General features: G+C 42.1%; 16 protein-coding genes and 1 pseudogene. 12 read left to right on the top strand and 5 right to left on the bottom strand.

Annotated features, from left to right (window positions below):
* Positions 1 to 219 precede the first annotated feature (219 nt).
* Positions 220 to 1,734 carry a methyl-accepting chemotaxis protein gene (locus tag MHI11_RS19975; RefSeq protein ID WP_340962172.1) on the top strand — a complete coding sequence of 505 codons (1,515 nt, stop codon included), beginning with the start codon at positions 220 to 222 and terminating at the stop codon, positions 1,732 to 1,734.
* A gap of 40 nt (positions 1,735 to 1,774) precedes the next feature.
* Here MHI11_RS19975 and MHI11_RS19970 read toward each other — a convergent pair whose 3' ends face one another.
* Together MHI11_RS19970 and MHI11_RS19965 are read right to left on the bottom strand one after the other, a co-directional pair.
* A complete protein-coding gene (locus MHI11_RS19970) occupies positions 1,775 to 2,758 on the bottom strand; it encodes a Gfo/Idh/MocA family protein (protein WP_340962170.1) in 984 nt (327 codons plus the stop codon).
* A gap of 144 nt (positions 2,759 to 2,902) precedes the next feature.
* Positions 2,903 to 3,262: a MerR family transcriptional regulator gene (locus tag MHI11_RS19965; protein WP_003215283.1), complete on the bottom strand. Its 360-nt coding sequence runs from the start codon at positions 3,260 to 3,262 to the stop codon at positions 2,903 to 2,905.
* A 308-nt stretch (positions 3,263 to 3,570) separates the two neighbouring features.
* Between MHI11_RS19965 and yidA the strand changes: the two genes are divergently transcribed.
* Complete coding sequence (yidA, locus tag MHI11_RS19960; protein WP_340962169.1) at positions 3,571 to 4,383, top strand: sugar-phosphatase; 813 nt, start codon at positions 3,571 to 3,573, stop codon at positions 4,381 to 4,383.
* A 36-nt stretch (positions 4,384 to 4,419) separates the two neighbouring features.
* Here the strand turns inward: yidA and MHI11_RS19955 are convergent, their stop codons facing one another.
* Positions 4,420 to 5,427, bottom strand: coding sequence for a helix-turn-helix transcriptional regulator (locus MHI11_RS19955; protein ID WP_106065947.1), 1,008 nt, complete (start codon positions 5,425 to 5,427; stop codon positions 4,420 to 4,422).
* Between the two features lie 129 nt (positions 5,428 to 5,556).
* Between MHI11_RS19955 and MHI11_RS19950 the strand changes: the two genes are divergently transcribed.
* Both MHI11_RS19950 and MHI11_RS19945 read left to right on the top strand, forming a co-directional pair.
* Positions 5,557 to 6,264 carry a class I SAM-dependent methyltransferase gene (locus MHI11_RS19950; protein ID WP_340962166.1) on the top strand — a complete coding sequence of 236 codons (708 nt, stop codon included), beginning with the start codon at positions 5,557 to 5,559 and terminating at the stop codon, positions 6,262 to 6,264.
* Positions 6,261 to 7,358, top strand: a pseudogene (locus tag MHI11_RS19945) (saccharopine dehydrogenase family protein). The gene MHI11_RS19950 and the pseudogene MHI11_RS19945 overlap by 4 nt, the downstream one beginning before the upstream one ends.
* 28 nt (positions 7,359 to 7,386) lie before the next feature.
* On the opposite strand, the gene MHI11_RS19940 reads toward MHI11_RS19945, so the two are convergent.
* Positions 7,387 to 9,207 (bottom strand): acyltransferase family protein, encoded by a 1,821-nt coding sequence (locus tag MHI11_RS19940; protein WP_340962164.1) that lies wholly within the window; start codon positions 9,205 to 9,207, stop codon positions 7,387 to 7,389.
* A 240-nt stretch (positions 9,208 to 9,447) separates the two neighbouring features.
* Between MHI11_RS19940 and MHI11_RS19935 the strand changes: the two genes are divergently transcribed.
* The 8 genes from MHI11_RS19935 to MHI11_RS19900 all read left to right on the top strand — a co-directional run bounded on the left by MHI11_RS19935 (position 9,448) and on the right by MHI11_RS19900 (position 16,356).
* Positions 9,448 to 10,323: an aldose 1-epimerase family protein gene (locus MHI11_RS19935; RefSeq protein WP_340962162.1), complete on the top strand. Its 876-nt coding sequence runs from the start codon at positions 9,448 to 9,450 to the stop codon at positions 10,321 to 10,323.
* Between the two features lie 60 nt (positions 10,324 to 10,383).
* Entirely contained in the window at positions 10,384 to 11,328 is a 945-nt protein-coding gene (locus tag MHI11_RS19930) for a sugar-binding transcriptional regulator (protein ID WP_113767912.1), read from the top strand.
* Positions 11,329 to 11,412: 84 nt separating this feature from the next.
* Positions 11,413 to 12,084, top strand: coding sequence for a deoxyribose-phosphate aldolase (gene deoC, locus MHI11_RS19925; protein WP_340962160.1), 672 nt, complete (start codon positions 11,413 to 11,415; stop codon positions 12,082 to 12,084).
* Positions 12,085 to 12,250: 166 nt separating this feature from the next.
* Positions 12,251 to 13,432 carry a NupC/NupG family nucleoside CNT transporter gene (locus MHI11_RS19920; RefSeq protein ID WP_340962158.1) on the top strand — a complete coding sequence of 394 codons (1,182 nt, stop codon included), beginning with the start codon at positions 12,251 to 12,253 and terminating at the stop codon, positions 13,430 to 13,432.
* Between the two features lie 25 nt (positions 13,433 to 13,457).
* On the top strand, positions 13,458 to 14,759 hold the full coding sequence (locus MHI11_RS19915; RefSeq protein ID WP_044140343.1) for a pyrimidine-nucleoside phosphorylase: 1,302 nt from the start codon (positions 13,458 to 13,460) through the stop codon (positions 14,757 to 14,759).
* Between the two features lie 181 nt (positions 14,760 to 14,940).
* The gene (locus MHI11_RS19910) at positions 14,941 to 15,384 is read left to right on the top strand and encodes a MarR family transcriptional regulator (RefSeq protein ID WP_044140342.1); all 444 of its coding nucleotides are present in this window, start codon (positions 14,941 to 14,943) and stop codon (positions 15,382 to 15,384) included.
* Between the two features lie 23 nt (positions 15,385 to 15,407).
* Positions 15,408 to 16,037 carry a nitroreductase family protein gene (locus MHI11_RS19905; RefSeq protein ID WP_340962359.1) on the top strand — a complete coding sequence of 210 codons (630 nt, stop codon included), beginning with the start codon at positions 15,408 to 15,410 and terminating at the stop codon, positions 16,035 to 16,037.
* A gap of 25 nt (positions 16,038 to 16,062) precedes the next feature.
* A complete protein-coding gene (locus MHI11_RS19900) occupies positions 16,063 to 16,356 on the top strand; it encodes a putative quinol monooxygenase (protein WP_106065956.1) in 294 nt (97 codons plus the stop codon).
* Between the two features lie 265 nt (positions 16,357 to 16,621).
* Here the strand turns inward: MHI11_RS19900 and MHI11_RS19895 are convergent, their stop codons facing one another.
* Complete coding sequence (locus MHI11_RS19895; protein ID WP_340962155.1) at positions 16,622 to 17,560, bottom strand: MBL fold metallo-hydrolase; 939 nt, start codon at positions 17,558 to 17,560, stop codon at positions 16,622 to 16,624.
* Positions 17,561 to 18,017: the final 457 nt, after the last annotated feature.

Below are 18,017 nucleotides of genomic sequence, written 5' to 3'. Positions count from 1 at the left end.
ATTCTATCAAATGAGCCGTTTTCTTCCATAAATCCTTTCCATGACCCATCCCCAAAATCTGAAATTTCGTGAAAAAATGAACATTTGCCTTCATTCTGACATAAACAATTTTCAGTTTTTGTCGATATATCTTTTGTATTACTAAAGTCCTAATAAAGAATTGTTTATAACTGTAAAATATTTCAAAAAAGTATGAAGGAATGAAAGGAGTTATGAAAGATGTTTATGAGAAAAGCAAATGATTCGTCAGCGGGAACCCTTTTAAAGGAAAGCAGTCGATTAGTAGAACGAATTGACAAGGGAGACCTTTCAGCACGAATAGATACTGCTGCATTCTCTTCAAGTCAAACAATTGAAGCAGTAGCCCAAATAAATGAAGCTTTGCAAAAGATGCAGGAAGTAAATGAAGATATTCAAATGCGGATGAATTTGGTGACAAAAGCCATTCAAGTTGGTTTATGGGATATGGTCGTTATCGCTGGAGATCCGGTCAATCCAAAAAATGAATTCACATGGACGGATGATTTCCGCAAAATGCTCGGCTTTCAAAATGAGCACGATTTTCCAAATGTTTTAGACAGCTGGGCATCTCGAATCCATCCAGATGAACAAGAATATACCTTAAATGCATTCTCTTCGCATTTATTGGATCATTCGGGGCGTACACCATATGATATCGAATATCGCTTGAAATTGAAAAATGGAGATTATCGCTGGTTCAAAGCAACTGGCACGACCATTCGTGATCGAAATGGTGTCCCTCTTCGTGTGGCGGGAGCTCTTTTTGATATTCATGATCAGAAATTGAAAGAAGAAGAGCTGCAAGCATTCGTGACGAGATATGATTTGATCAACCGTGCGCTTGTGGAAGCTCCTTGGGATATGGTCGTAGAGGCTGGCGATTCAGTTAATCCACACAACGAATTCTGGTGGTCTCCACAGTTTAGAAAAACGCTTGGCTTCACAGATGAAAAAGATTTCCCGAACGTTTTGAGCAGCTGGAGCGATCGTTTGCATCCTGAGGATCAAGAAATGGCTTTGCAAGCCTTTGCGGATCATTTAAATGACCACTCTGGGCGCACGCCATTTGACATTGATTATAGATTGCAGAGTAAAAATGGTGATTATCGTTGGTATCATGCGAGTGGTGAAACCATTCGTGATGAGAAGGGTGTACCTCTTCGTGTTGCAGGAACCATTCGTGATATCACGTTAGAAAAAAATAAAGAGAAAACAGCCAATGAAATGGCTTCTCAGGTAGAACAGCTTTCAAGTTCTATTAGTGAGATGGTATCGGGCATTAGTTCTGTTACAAACCAAGCACAGGAACTTGCTGTAGCTCAAGAGAAGTCAACGTCTGCCGCAAATCTAGCGAAAAACAGTGCAGATGAGACGAAAAACATTTCTGACTTGATCAAAGAAGTGGCGAACCAAACGAACCTACTTGGTTTGAATGCTGCGATCGAAGCAGCTAGAGCTGGTGAGCAAGGACGCGGATTCTCAGTCGTCGCAGATGAAGTGCGTAAGCTGGCGCTTCATAGTGCCAATGCAACGGAGAATATCGAATCTAGTTTAACGGAAATGAAAACGCAAATTGATGAAATTCTTGAAAATATTTCGAACATGACAGCTCTTACACAAACACAGGCTGCTTTAACAGAGCAAGTAAATGCTGCAGTCGATGAAGTGAACCACATGTCTCAGCGCCTTGTTGCCTATTCAAAGAGTATTTAATCGTCAAAACCGCCCTCTCATAAGAAGGCGGTTTTTTTCATTAAAATTGATCTGCTGGGAAAACAATACCTGCATCTTTTCTTGCAGCATCAAGGACTTTCATGACGGAAAGACTTTCATCGAGCCATGCATAGCACTGTTCATGATTATTTGTTTCAATGATGTGCTGAAAAACCTCTGCTTCATAAAATAGGCGGTTTGAATTTGTTTGTGCATTGAGTGATATCACCTGGTCATTCACGTGAAGCAGCACTTCCTCGCAGCCATTCGCTCCATTTTTCACATGAATGAAGCCCTTTTCTCCTTGAATCAATGCAAAATTCATGCTGCTTGTATCCTTACTGCCGACACTTGTCGCAATGAAATCATTGTAGGTGAAAGTCAAAACACCAGATGTATCGATGCCATTTAGGTGACGGTTTGCCTGGTAGCGAACCTGCTCCGGTGATCCGAAGAGATTCATGATGAAATGGACATTATAAATATTAATATCCATCAATGCTCCTCCTGAAAATTCAGGGTTAAAGACATTTGGCGTTTCGCCGGCTAGCAGCTGATTATATTTGCTTGAATATTGACTATAGTTGCATTGAACCAGTTTGATTTTACCTAATTGATGAAGGTGCTTTTTGATTAAATGATAGTTTGGCATATGAACGGTCGTAATGGCTTCAAAGAGGAGAAGCTGCTTTTCCTTTGCGAGAGCGATTAAGGCTTCCAGCTCTTTGACATTAGAGGTGAAAGGCTTTTCGCAAATCACATGTTTTCCGTTTCTTAATGCAGCCGTGGCATGCTCGCTATGTAATCGATTCGGTGATGCAATATAAACAGCTTCAATGTTTGGATCTTCTAGCATAGCCGTTAAATCTGTATAAGTCGTTTTTACACCAAATTGGTCTGCGAGCTTCGTTGCCGTTGCTTCCTTTCTTGAATAGACGGCATGACAAGAAGCGCCGTCAAGCTGTTCAATCGCTTGCAAGAAGCTTTCCACAATCACACCTGTTCCAATGGTTGCAATGTTCATTCTATTCAAAACCCCTTCCACTCGTTTGATATCAAGTAAAGCTGTCTCTAGTATAACTGATGTTTGAATCGCACGCGCACTTGAGACCTGGGCGTAGAGGGGCGCCAGTGGCAAACACTGGCACATCTTTGGCAACCCTTACAATTAGCTGATGTTTGCTAATGTTTGTTTTGTTAACAATTGAATGGCAGCTTTCCTCTTCTTTAACTCTTGAATGGAGTGTTGAATATCCTCAACTTTTTGTTCGAGCAGCTGTTCAGCTTCTGTCTTTGATTGTTTTTCAAATAGTGATTTAATAATTTCACGAATTTCTTTGAGTGAGAAATCTAGCTTTCTTGCTTCTGTGATAAAGGATAGCATGAGTACATATTTTTTATCATATAAACGATAGCCGTTATGTGCTCTCTTTGGTTCGGGGAGCACACCCTCATTTTCATAAAAACGAATGGTTTCAATATGCACACCAGACATTTTTGACAATTTACCTCTAGTAAACGTAAGCATTCCCTGCACCTCCTTTCTTTGCTATCCATCATACAATTAGATTTGCTAGTTTCAAAATATTCAGTGGTGAACATTTGTTATCATTTCCCCGTTGGAAAAGGGCAGAAACTCTATTTAAAGCAGGATAAATAGAATACGATATAATAGAGAAGGCATATGACAATTTTGTTACAGTGAGGACAAGTAGACAGCGTGATGAAAAAACGATAGGCTAAAATAGGTAAATAGTAATGATATAACCTGTCATCATATAGATGATGGCCTAAAATAGTGCAGCACGTTTTTTGCTGAGAAAAGGGGACCAGTGAATGTATAAATTAGTTGCAATTGATATGGATGGTACGTTATTAAATGATCAACATATGGTGCCGGATGAGGTGTTTGAAGCCATTCAACAGGCGAAAGCAGAGGGTGTTAAAATCGTATTATGTACAGGACGGCCTATTGGCGGAGTGAATCGCTATTTAGATGATCTTCAGCTCAATCAAGAGGGAGATTATGTGATTGCCTACAATGGGGCACTCGTCCAAAACAGTCACACAAATGAAGTAGTGTCAGAACTGACGTTATCCTATGAGGATTTAACTTCTTTATATAAGCTGAGCCGTGAGCTCGATACACCGATGCATTATTTCGATTCCGCTCATTTGTACACACCGAATCGTGATATTAGTGAGTACACAGTACTTGAATCTTATTTAACAAAGCTGCCGCTTAAATATTTACCTGTTGAAGAGGCAGACCCTTCAATGAGACTTCCGAAGATGATGTATATTGATCAGCCAGAACGGTTGGAAAAGACGATACAAGCCATTCCATCTGAAGTAAAAGGCAAGTACATGATGGTGAAAAGTACAGATTTCTTCCTTGAAATCCTGCATCCTGAAGTCAGCAAAGGGAATGCCGTGAAGCTTCTAGCGAAAGAGCTGGGGATTGCTCGTGAAGAGGTCATGGCCATTGGTGACAATGGGAACGACGTATCGATGCTGGAATTTGCGGGCTGCGGCGTTGCCATGGGAAATGCCATTGATGATGTCAAAGCAGTAGCGGATGTTGTGACAAAATCCAATAATGAAGCCGGAGTAGCACATGTCCTGCATGAGTTAGTTTTAGGAAAATAAACAAAAAGCGGTCTACCACTGAGGTAGCCGCTTTTTTTATATGTGAGAGAAAAAGTAAACAAGCATCCGTCTACTGCTCAAATTTGTCTTTTGCAGCATCGCCTTCACATGATCATGGACGGTATGGGTTGAAATAAATAAAGTGCTGGCAATTTCCTTTGTAGACTGTCCTTTTAATAGGCAGTCGAGGACGTTCATCTCTCTTTCTGTCAGCTTGTATGTTTTTGCCGCATAAGGAAGAATATCATTGGTTTGGGCTCTCTTGATGTGAATCATGACAGCCTCTTCCTGACCGGCTGCCTGCGTTAATCGAAATGCTTGAAGAGAGAGGAACAGCCCCGTAGGCAATCTCGTCATGCTTGCCGCTGTTTGGTCGATGCCGCCGTATAAAAGTTTTGCCCCTAATGCTCTAAACGGGCGCGGCATAATCGCCCTGTCATGGATTTGTTCAAAGGCTTGAAACGTCTGAAGCCAATGAAGACCCGTCTCATTTCCATAAAGAAGGTTGTAATCGTGCGAGAGAATGAGGAAGCCTTGCTGCTCCGCCGCCGCGTCCTCTCCAGTATCTCTTTTCTTGAAAAGTTCATCTCTCAGCTTGGCTGCGAGTCTAGGCGTTTGTTCGATGACCGCTCTAATATCTTTTTCTTGAAAAGCTTCCTTGTCCTTTAGACGATAGAGGCTGGCAATACCCCAGCATTCTCCTTGAATCACAAGGGCTGCCCGCAATTCATCAGACCATCCTTTACGTAACAAAATGTCTTGATAGCGCTCACTGTTGAGATATTCTCCGCTTTGGACCAGGCTCGCAGCATGAATAGGACCTTTGGCTAGAGACTCATGCTGATGCACGTCCTTTTTTAAGAACTCATTTTGAAACAGCTGGTCATGAATTTCTTCAATCGGTTCATCTGTGAAGGAACCTGTCGAGAGGAGAGTGGCTGGATCAATGGTCGTGATACAGGCGGCATCAAAATCAAGGACGGCAGCAAGCTCGTCCCGAATGTGTTGTCTCAGCTGCTGAAAATGAGTGGCTGGATTGGTCACATGATCTCCTCCTCAAAAATCCCCACTTTTAGGGATCGTGTTTTCTAGTGTCTCTTTTTACAATAAAGATGTCATACCGTTAGTGTACAGGAAACGATGTAAAGCGGAAAGGAACTGGAGGAGAAGAACATGAAAGGAAACCAACATTGGCACGATCCCGTTGCTGAGTCATATGCAGCGACGATTGCCTATAAAGTACCCGGCTATCAGCTATTGCATGAGTTGACAATAGACGTATTAGAAACTGAATTAATGGGAACGGCTCCCCGCATCCTGACTGTTGGAGCGGGCGGGGGCGAAGAGATCATCAACATGCTTCAAAGAAAAGAAGACTGGCTCATCACAGGGATCGATCCGTCACCTTCTATGCTGGACATGGCGAAACGGCGAGTTACACAGCTTGAGATGGAGTCGCGTGTCACATGGCATGAGACCTCATTAGATAAGGTTTCTGCTGAACCTGTTTACGATGCAGCGGTGAGCTTGCTTGTCATTCATTTTATAGAAAAGCGCCAGCTCTTTTTAGAAGAGATTGCCCGCAGGCTTCAACCAGATGCGCCGTTTATGTTGGCATTTATACATGGAGAGATGAAGTCCCAAGCATTTCAACAGGAGCTTCACATGCTTTCTCTTTTCATGCAACGGCAAGGTCTAGAAAAAGAAGTGTTTACGTCCTTTAAAAACAGGCTGGGGAGCGCGACACACCCTGTTCCCGAGGAAGAGATAAAAGAGCATTTAATCAAAGCAGGATTTGAAGACATCAGACCTTATTTTCAGGCAGGAATGATTAAGGGGATTGTTTGCAAGCGAGGTCATAGAGAGGCGGATGAGAAATGAGATCACAGGTGATGGTGATAGGCGGCTATGGACATGTTGGACAGCAAATATGTCTTCAGTTAAGCGAAGTGTATCCAGGGCAAATTGTAGCGGCAGGCAGAAGCTATGAGAAGGCAGAGAAATTTTCACGCCAGACAAAAGGGAAAGTTCTTCCCTATCAATTAGATGTTAGTGAGCCGTTATTTTCGGACTGGATGGATCAAACAAAGCTGGTGATCATGTGCCTTGATCAAGAAGACCCGTCATTTGCTGAAACAGTTCTGCAGTCAGGTATTGATTATATCGATATCTCTGCGAAAGGGTCGTACATGGAACAGATGGCAAAGCTGGATCAGCAGTTCATCGGTGCAACGGCTTTACTCAGTGTCGGGCTTGCGCCTGGCCTTTCGAATTTATTGGCAGCGAAAACAGTATCTATGCTCTCATCAGTGAATCAAATAGATATAGGGATTATGCTTGGATTGGGTGATCAGCATGGAAAAGCCGCCATTGAATGGACGCTTGACAATGTCCATACTGACTATGTGGTTACTGAGCATCATCAGCGTAAAATAGTCAAAAGCTTTACTGGAGGCAAGCGTATAGATTTTGGTGTGCAACTTGGAAAGCGGCAAGCCTATTAGTTCCCCTTCTCTGATCAGCAGACATTGCCTTCGACGCTCAGCGTGCCTTCTGTGACAACAAGGCTTTGTTTTGATTCTCGCGTGGCAACGCGGGCGTTTGCCTTCACAAGGAGCCTTGGAATGACGTCCCTTCTCACTGTGCCGAAAATCAAGGAACGAGCCATTTCTATGATTCAATCTGCTCAAATGGGAACAGATCAATATGCAGTGAAAGTGGAGGCGACAGGAATGGAAGGGAACAAGATTCATCAAGCAGCACTTGGAATAAAAGGGCATGATGAGTCTCAAGCAACAGCTCAAGTCGCCTCTGCTGCGGCACTGCATTTATTGGGCAGGCGCTTTCAGACAGGTGTGTTTCATATCGAACAATTATTTTCATTAGCATATGAGAATGGTGATTTTGCGTTGGTGGATCAAACAACGAAGGAAAAGCGTGTGTTAGCGCTGAAAGCCAGCCTTTTAACGTCATAAAAGAAGACTAGCAAGATGCTAGTCTTTCTTATGACGATGACACATCTCCTTTTTTCTTGATACTTGCTGTAATGAGCTGTGTCAATGTATCAGAGCCTTTTGTTGAAAGGTGAACACCATCAGGCTGAAAATAAGATGGCTGTCCGGTAGCGGCTGAATGCCAATCGACCAGGGTCACATTGGAATGTTGATCGGCCACTCCCTGAATGACTGCATTCACATCATTTTCCCAAGACCTTGGGACTCTCGTGTTCACAAGGAAAATGTGCGCCTTTGAAAATTGCTGAATGAATGCTGTCAATGTGCCCTGAGTAAAATAGCCATTTGTGCCAAGCTCAATGATAACAGCGGCATCAGATTGATTAAATGAAGCATACTGAGGAGCGATGCTGACGGCTTCGTTCATTTGTCTGCCAACCTTTGCATCGATGGTGATTTGTGCATATGCCTTTTCAAGATTCGGTGCTATGTCCAGCATGACGGAATCACCAATAGCAAGAATTTGGTGGAACTGCTTCTGATCTGCTGCTTTCTTCTCGTGTTTTTCTTTCTTTTTTTTCGTTTTCGATTCCGTAGAGTCTCCTGCTTTTTTCGGTGCCGTCTTAATTTGTGTCACTTCCTTGGCATGTGGAGATGTATGGGATGAACTGGACATGCCAATGGTAAATAAGATTAAAAGAGCTGCAGTGATTCCAAGGAACACTTTATGAGACGTAGACCATTGTTTGAATCCCTTTTTCCAAATAGACCAAGAGGCAAAATATTGTCTGAAGCCAAGCCGGCGAATCGGCTGTTCGATGAAGCGGTAAGAGGCCTCTGCAATGAGTAAAATGGCAATGATCTGCAATGCGACACGCCCCATAGAAGGCTGTCCAATTTCAATGACAGGGGTGGTCAGCACGATGATGGGATAATGCCACAGGTAAATACCATAAGAACGCTTCCCGAGCCAGACGAGTGGCTGGTAGGAGAGCCATTTTCCCAATAGGCTTGCAGGGTGGCAGATGCACGCAATTAAAATCGCTGCATTAAGACAGAATAAAAGCATGCCGCCTTGATAGAGGAAGCCGTCAAATTCGTCCACTGCATAAACACATAGAAGAAAAACCGCAAAGGATCCAAAACCAGCGATATGTAAAATACGTCTGCCAATAGGAAGTAGCTTTTTGCTGGACAGTCTTTGCATGGGCCATACAAATGCTAGGCTGCACCCAATCAGAAGCGCAAATGCACGAGTATCTGTTCCATAATAAACCCTGCTTGGGTCCGTATCTGGTGAATAAAGAATTGCCATCCATAAGGCGGAGACAAGTGCAAGGCCAAAGGTGATCATTGGCAGATGGGATCTATTTTTTACCCATTTTAGCCCTGCAATCAATAGTACCGGCCAAATGATATAAAATTGCTCTTCTATCGCCAAAGACCACAAATTTTTCAGTGGAGATACAGCATTGAAGCTATCAAAATAAGACAGCTGATGGAAAATGTACCACCAATTACTGACATAAAAAAAGGACGATAAGGCATCGCCACGAATGGACAATAGTGCATTCGAACCCGCAATCGCACACCAGCTGACGGTTAAGAAGATCATCACGTAAGCAGCTGGAAGAAGCCTTCTGATCCGGCCCATCCAAAATGGCAAAAGCTCTTGATAACCCAAATCCTGTTTATGTAACAAGATCGTCGTAATCAAGTAACCAGAGATCACAAAAAACAAATCAACGCCAAGAAACCCGCCGCTCGCAGGTCCAATATGTAAGTGATAAGCAATGACCGCCAATACAGCAACGGCTCTTAGCCCATCTAATCCTAATATATAACGTAAACGATTCTCCTTGCTGTTCATGAAAATGAATCCCCCATTTATGTCAAAACGCTTCTTTTTTGTTGTCACTCCAAAAGAACAACGATTCTTTTATTTTATATAAGATTAGACGAATCAGCATCACATTTTGTTGGCGAATTTCTGTCTTTTTTTAAAATTTTTATATAAAGAAAGAATTGAGGTCTGGAAGGCTGCCTTATTTTTATACTCAAAGCCAAAATCCCTGTCATAATAAAAGAAGAAGGAAAGGGGATGTGTGAAATGAGAACAATTGAAAATGATCAGTTATTGATTCAGATCAATGAGAGAGGTGCCGAGGTCAGAGCGGTGCTTCACAAGGAAAGTGGACGTCAATATATGTGGTCTGGCGATCCTGCATACTGGGGCAGGGTGTCGCCTGTCTTATTCCCGATTGTTGGACGATTAAAGAATGACCAATACAAGATAGATGATCAAACCTATGAGCTCACGCAGCATGGATTCTTGCGTGATGTTGATTTTGATTTACATGAAGAAACGAAACATACAGTGACCTTTCAATATGAATCAAAAGGCAGCCACATCGATCAGTATCCTTATGAATTTACCGCCCGTATTCGATACGAGCTGTCGGAAAATGGTCTGACGATTTCCTGGGAAATTGATTATGCCGGAGATGACACGATGTATTTCTCCATCGGAGGTCACCCCGCATTTCAAGTTCCGCTTGTTGAAGGAGAGCGCACAGCGGATTATACCCTGACATTGACGCCGTCTACTGAGCATCTTCCTGTCCAATATGAACTAAAAAATTCACTTATCAGGGAGAAAGAAAAAGGGATTCAGCTTGAAACGATTCAGCTTCGTCCAGAGCTTTTTCAGCATGATGCGATGATCTTTAGTCATATCAATCGAGTGTCATTGATGTCTCAGGCAGGTCACGGGGTTGAGGTTGATCTCACTGGTTTTCCGTTCGTTGGCATTTGGTCACCTTATCGTCAAGAAAAAGGCACAATGGCTCCTTTTGTTTGTATTGAGCCTTGGTACGGTATTGCCGATGTTGAAGGGACGAATGGGCAGTACAAGGAAAAGTTCGGTATTCAAACTTTAGAGAAGAATGAGACCTTCCAAGCCGCCTATACGATTTTCTTCAAATGAACATTTGTGCATGATAAGTTGAACAATTTGTTATGATAGAAGAAAAAAGGAGGCGTACGAATGGATCGGGAGAAACAACAACTGAGTATTGAAGCGGCAAGGCTGTATTATTTATCGGATTACAGCCAGCAGGAAATTGCCAAACAGCTCGACCTGTCGAGACCAACTGTATCTCGGCTGCTTCAATATGCGAAGGAGAAGGGGTACGTCCAGATAACGGTAATGGACCCGTTTGAAGACTTGAATGAGCTGTCTTCATTGCTCAAAGAAAAATATGACCTGCTCGAAGCCCATGTGGTGTTTTCGCCCAAAGATGATTATCCAACGATCACCGAATACTTGAGCCAATTTGGTGCCGAGTACTTGCAAGACACAGTGAAAGACGGTGATATTGTTGGTGTGAGCTGGGGAACCACCATGTATCAAATTGCTCAAAAGATGCAACCTAAACAGGTCAAAGGTGTAGAGGTTGTCCAGCTGAAGGGTGGGATTAGCCACTCCCATGTGAATACATATTCTGCTGAAACCATCCAGCTGTTTGCTGAAGCCTTTCAAACCGCACCACGCTATTTGCCGCTTCCTGTTGTGTTTGATAGTGCAGCTGTTAAAGAGATGGTCGAACAGGACAGACATATTCAGCGCATCATTGAAATGGGCAAACAGGCGAATATTGCTGTGTTCACTGTTGGAACGGTAAGAGATGAAGCCCTTTTGTTTAGACTTGGTTACTTCCGCGAAGAAGAAAAAGCACTGCTTAAGGCATCCAGTGTCGGAGACATCTGTTCGCGCTTCTATGATCAAGAAGGACGCATTTGCAGTGAAGCGATTAACAATCGCACAATCGGTGTGGAGCTTGATGATTTAAGAACAAAAGAACGCTCTATTCTTGTTGCTGGCGGACATCGCAAGGTTGCTTCTATCCACGGGGCACTTAGAGGGAAATATGCGAACGTATTGATCATTGATCAGCACACAGCAAGAGTTCTTTTAAATGTCACAAAATAAATGAACAAAATTTCATAACCATGTTTACAAATGTTCATCGGTCATATATGATGAAAGTATCATAATTAAAAGGAAGTGTGAAGCATGACGATAGCAAACCTTATTGATCATACAGCACTAAAACCAGATACAACTAAAGCTGCGATTTTGCAGTTACTTGAAGAAGCGAAGACTCATCAATTTGCATCCGTTTGTGTCAATCCAACATGGGTGTCACTTGCAGCGAAAGAACTAGCAGGAACAGGCGTTGATGTATGTACTGTCATCGGTTTCCCGTTAGGCGCAAATACAACGGCGGTCAAGGCATTCGAAACAAAGGATGCGATTGAAAACGGAGCGACAGAAGTGGATACGGTCATCAATATTGCGGCATTGAAAGACGGCGAATATGATGTGGTTGAACAAGATATTCGTGCGGTAGTAGACGCGGCGAAAGGTAAGGCACTTGTGAAAGTCATCATTGAAGCGTGTTTACTCACAGATGAAGAGAAAGTACGAGCTTGTGAGCTTTCAGTGAAAGCAGGCGCTGATTTTGTGAAAACATCAACTGGATTTAGTACAGGCGGTGCAACCGCTGAGGACGTCGCATTGATGCGTAAAACAGTAGGTCCTGATATTGGGGTCAAAGCTTCAGGCAGCGTGAGAACAAAAGAAGATGTTGAGGCAATGCTAGCTGCAGGCGCTACCCGTATTGGTGCGAGTGCAGGGGTGTCTATTATCAAAGGGGATCAATCAGCTCCTTCGAAAGACTATTAATTCATACGATCCTATGGTAGGATAACATTCGTGACTCATAAATGGTGAAAAAGTCATATGCGGAAGGATCTCACTTTTGGGAATTTCTTCCGCACTTTGTTTACGAAATAGGGTTTGTTCTATTCAATCGCATTAATGTAAACGAATTCATTCGAGGAGGAAAAACATGAAATACGTGATTGGTATCATCGGTTTGCTGGTGATTCTCGCCATTGCATGGCTGGCTAGTAACGGGAAAAAACGAGTAAAATTCCGTCCAGTAATTGTCATGATTGTACTGCAATTTATTTTAGGTTATATTCTGCTCAATACAGGTGTTGGGAACTTCCTAGTCGGAGGTTTTGCAAAAGGATTCCAAATGCTTCTAGGCTATGCCGGTGAAGGAATCAACTTCGTATTTGGCGGGTTAATGAATGATAAGGCGTCAACTTTCTTCATCAACGTTTTACTGCCGATCGTTTTTATTTCGGCATTGATCGGTATCTTGCAGCATTGGCGTATCCTCCCGCTTATCGTACGCGGAATCGGGTATTTGCTTAGTAAAGTAAATGGAATGGGGAAACTAGAATCCTACAACGCAGTAGCGTCTGCGATTTTAGGTCAATCAGAAGTCTTTATTTCCATTAAGAAACAGCTCGGATTACTACCTAAGCAACGTCTTTATACATTGTGTGCATCTGCGATGTCAACTGTATCGATGTCCATTGTCGGTGCATACATGCAAATGATTAAACCAGAGTATGTTGTAACAGCACTCGTGTTGAACCTATTTGGTGGGTTTATTATTGCGTCTATCATCAATCCTTATGAAGTGGCTAAGGATGAAGACATGATTGAAATTGTAGAAGAAGAAAAGCAATCCTTCTTTGAAATGCTTGGCGAATATATTATGGATGGTTTCAAAGTAGCGATTGTTGTCGCTGCGATGTTGATTGGTTTCGTTGCATTAATTGCGATGATTAATGGAATCTTTACAGCTGTCATCGGTGTTTCTTTCCAAGATGTACTTGGATATGTGTTTGCTCCATTTGCTTTCCTTGTCGGTGTACCTTGGAGCGAAGCTGTACAAGCAGGAAGCATTATGGCAACGAAAATGGTATCTAACGAATTTGTGGCAATGCTTGCTCTAACTGGAGAAGGTTTGCATTTCACTGCTCGTACAGAAGCGATCATTTCTGTATTCCTTGTATCATTTGCGAACTTCTCTTCTATCGGTATCATTGCTGGAGCAGTCAAAGGCTTAAACGAAAAACAAGGAAACGTTGTCGCACGCTTTGGATTAAAGCTTCTATTTGGTGCAACACTTGTCAGCTTCTTAACAGCAGGCGTTGTCGGTTTGATTTACTAATTTAAAAAAAGGAATGGTGAAAACAATGAGAATGGTAGATATCATTGCAAAAAAACGTGACGGAAAAGAATTATCTTCAGAGGAAATTTCTTTCTTTGTCAAAGAATATACGGACGGAACAATTCCTGACTACCAAGCAAGTGCCTTGGCTATGGCAATTTTCTTCCAAGATATGACGGATCAAGAACGTGCTGACTTAACGCTCGCTATGGCGAACTCGGGAGACACGATTGACCTCTCTGCCATTGAGGGTATTAAAGTAGACAAGCACTCAACAGGCGGTGTAGGCGATACAACAACGCTTGTACTCGCTCCTCTTGTGGCTGCACTTGATGTACCTGTTGCGAAAATGTCTGGCCGCGGCCTTGGACATACAGGCGGTACAGTGGACAAGCTCGAAGCGGTAAAAGGCTTCCACGTAGAAATTACAAAAGACGAATTCATCGAGCTTGTGAACCGTCATAAAGTAGCGGTCATTGGTCAATCAGGCAACCTGACACCAGCGGATAAAAAGCTTTATGCCCTTCGTGATGTGACAGGAACCGTTAACTCAATCCCGCTCATTGCTAGCTCTATTATGAGTAAGAAAATTGCTGCTGGCGCAGATGCGATCGTATTAGATGTGAAAACAGGTGCAGGTGCTTTCATGAAAACACCTGAAGACTCTGAGAAGCTTGCAAAAGCCATGGTCCGCATCGGAAACAACGTTGGCAGACAAACGATGGCTGTCATCTCTGATATGTCTCAGCCACTAGGATTAGCGATTGGAAATTCCCTTGAAGTGAAAGAAGCGATTGATACGCTTAAAGGCGAAGGTCCTGAAGACTTAAACGAGCTTGTACTCACATTAGGAAGTCAAATGGTCGTTCTTGCGAAAAAAGCAGAAACGCTTGATGAAGCAAGAGAAAAGCTAATTGAAGTCATGAAAAACGGCAAAGCACTTGAGAAATTCAAAGAATTCTTAGAAAATCAAGGTGGGGACGGCTCGATTGTAGATCAGCCGGAAAAACTGCCGCAAGCCCCTTACCAAATCGAAGTTCCTGCAAAGGAAGCAGGTGTGGTTGCTGAAATCGTCGCAGACGAGATCGGTGTTGCAGCGATGATTCTTGGAGCAGGACGTGCGACAAAAGAGGACGAGATCGACCTATCTGTCGGCATCATGCTGAACAAAAAAGTCGGCGATCGTGTTGAAAAAGGAGATTCACTCGTGACACTTCATGCAAATCGTGAAGACGTTGCGAATGTCGTGGAGAAAATTTATGACAACATCCGCATCGCAGATCATGCTGATGCACCAACTCTCATTCACACTGTGATCACAGAATAAAGAAAAAAGGACAAAAGTGCTTCGCCGCTTTTGTCCTTTTTTTATTCATTTCTTTTTCTATTGAGATAAAAAATTTCACTTTATGAATCAAACCTCTTGCAATCATTAAATAATGGGTGTATATTAGTTGACGAGTCAATGATTGATATATCAACTAATTGATCTGAATAGAAAAGAGGGGATGGCATTGACTGCATTTTGCTCTGAAGAAGCAGAGGTATTATACCGTTTGCAGTGTGTGAACCGTATGATGGGCGTGAAGTTCGAAGCATGCACGGGCATCAGCCAATCAAGACTAGAGTTGCTATCACTGTTATTCCAAGCAGACGAAATCAGCCAGTCAGATTTGCAGAAAAAAGTAAATATTGATAGTGCGGCTGTGACGCGTCACTTAAAACAGTTAGAAACAAAAGGAATGGTCACGCGCAGAAGAAAGCCAGAAGATAATCGAGTCACACTTGTTCGTCTGACAGAAGAAGGCAGAATAAGAATCGAAGCTTCTAAAAAAGAAAAAGAACGATTTATCTCAGAAATGCTTGAAAACGTAAGTGACGAAGAACGAAAGCTTCTCACTGATGTGCTCAACCGAATACAACAAAACATCGAAAAGATTCAAACAACCTAAAGGAGTGTTTCAACATGGCTACAATATTAAAAACAAACGATTTTATGGAAATTATGAAAGGACGCCGCTCCATTCGTAACTATGACCCAGCTGTGAAAATCAGCAAAGAAGAAATGGCAGAGATTTTAGAAGAAGCAACAACTGCACCATCATCAGTGAATGCACAACCTTGGCGCTTCATGGTCATTGACAGCCCAGAAGGAAAAGAAAAGCTTGCACCACTTGCAAAATTCAACCAAACTCAAGTGTCAACATCAGCAGCTGTCATTGCTGTATTTGCAGATATGAAAAGCAATGAATACTTAGATGAAATTTATTCAAAAGCAGTGGAGCAAGGCTACATGCCGCAAGAAGTGAAAGAAAGACAAATTGCTGCACTAACTGCACACTTTGAGGTACTTCCAGAGCATGTCAACCGCGAAACAATCTTAATTGACGGTGGAATTGTGTCTATGCAGCTTATGCTTGCAGCACGTGCACACGGCTATGATACAAATCCAATTGGCGGATTTGATAAAGAAGTCATCGCTGAAACATTTGGCTGGGATAAAGAACGTTATGTACCAGTGATGCTGTTATCAATTGGGAAAGCTGCTGACGAAGGTTATGCTTCTTACCGCTTACCGATTGAACGCATTACAGAGTGGAAATAATATCTTTTAAAAAGGAGACGATTAGATGATTATTATTCATGCAGGGATGACCATTCATCCAGAAAAAGAAATCGTATTTCTAGAAGAAATCAATGCATTAATGAAAGCTTCACAAGCGGAAGAAGGCAATGTATCCTACAAGCTGTTCAAGGATACAGCTAAGGAAAATACCTTCTTAATGGTAGAAGTGTGGAAAGATGACGCTGCGGTTCAGAGCCATAATGCGAGTGCACATTTCCAAGCTTTCGTAGCGAAGGCAAAAGAATTCTTAGCCGCTCCACTTGACGTTGTTGCCTTTCAAGGCCAGCAACTTTCATAGTAAAACAACAAACACCCTAGGCGTTCAGGACTGGACCCTATAAAGGGAGACAAATAAAAACACCTTTAAGTTGAAAATCGGGTATAGAATACCTGAAATCAATTTGGAGGTGTTTTTCTTTGGGTTCAAGAGTTAGTTATTCACTTGAAGTGAAGATGAAATCAATTAAGGAGGTAAAATAATCAAGTCAAAATATTTCATCTAATCATTCAGGTGCTCCCATCTAAAATGAGAACACACTGAATGGTCAATCATATTTATGACATCACGGCCACTGTTGTTCGCCTTTCATGACTTTAGCACTCAATTCTAAGTCTCCAGTGTTCGTAAAGTTCGGATACTCTTTCTTCATTTCAGCAATCAATTGAGCTGAATTGTCTGCCCTCTTAGCTGCTGCTTCAAATTTTGTAATATAGTCACGGGTAAACACAACTGCTGATGTATCTTCAGCACTCTTACCTAGATAATGACCTGGAATCACACGTTCCGGCTTCAGATCAAGAATATGATTTAGAATTTCACGCCATTGATCACGACTTTTTTGAGATTGATTGTCTGCTGTCCAAACATATTCATTCTCATAAACAGGTACTCCACCTAGAACTGTTTTTTTCGATGGAACCCAAAGAAAAGTGTGAGATGGGTCTGGTCCGTCAAGTCCAATGATGTTGATGTTTTTTCCATCAACGGTCAGTTTATCTCCCTTTAAAACATCTGGAATTATCTGTGCTGTTGGTGCATTTTTCTTCAATATTGGATTCCAGTAATCATTTTTGGCCTGAATCGTTTTTTTAATTCCCTTAACAGTTTCAGGCGTTGCCACAATTTTCACATCAGGGAATGCTTCACGAATGGCAGAGAGACCAAAGTAATAATCTGGGTCTTTATGACTGACATAAACAGTTGTCAGTTTCTTTCCTGTATCGCGAATCATTTTTACTAACTTCTCTGCATTATCCTTTTCAAACTGGGCATCGACAAGAATGACCTCTTTCGGTCCTTCAATCAAGCTAGAAGTGACAGCAAAAACTCCTTTATCACCAGGGTTGAATGTTGTGATTTTAAGATTTACAGCTTGTTTGTCCGCTGTGTTTTTGTTATTGGTTGCTGTATTTTTTGTATCTTCATTGCTAGCACATGCGCTTAGCAATAACACGAAACAAAGACCTAAAGTAAATCCTATGACTGATTTTAATTTAAACATTAGATGATTCTCCTTTTTCATTTTTTACGAAGACCCTATATGTTATTAATGACTAAAAACACAGGTCTTATGTATGAGTGTAGCCAACACATAAATAAATATTTCTTTAGCGAATTAATTGGATATTGTTCAATCATTAACCTCCCCGAAACAAAGTGAATATTTGATTCATGCTGGATAGCCTTAGAAAAAAGATGTAACGGACTCAGTTACACCCAGATGAGATGTAACCATTATAGTTACACCTTTTGGTTGATGTCAATAGAAAAAAATTTGAGAGTTTCAACAAAATTCACCCTAATATGCCTTTTTAACGATCTGTTTTAGCAGTATCATGAGCATGTCCCATAAGGGTATGCCCGCTGATAATGCTCGATCGAATTCTTCCACTCCAGTTTGAAATTAGAAAGTCACCGAAAAAGTTTCGGCAACTGGCTGTTTCATTAAGGTGTTTTGA

Source organism: Bacillus sp. FSL K6-3312, from assembly GCF_038007485.1.
GTDB lineage: Bacteria > Bacillota > Bacilli > Bacillales > Bacillaceae > Bacillus > Bacillus pumilus.
This window is presented reverse-complemented; position numbering and strand designations above follow the sequence as displayed.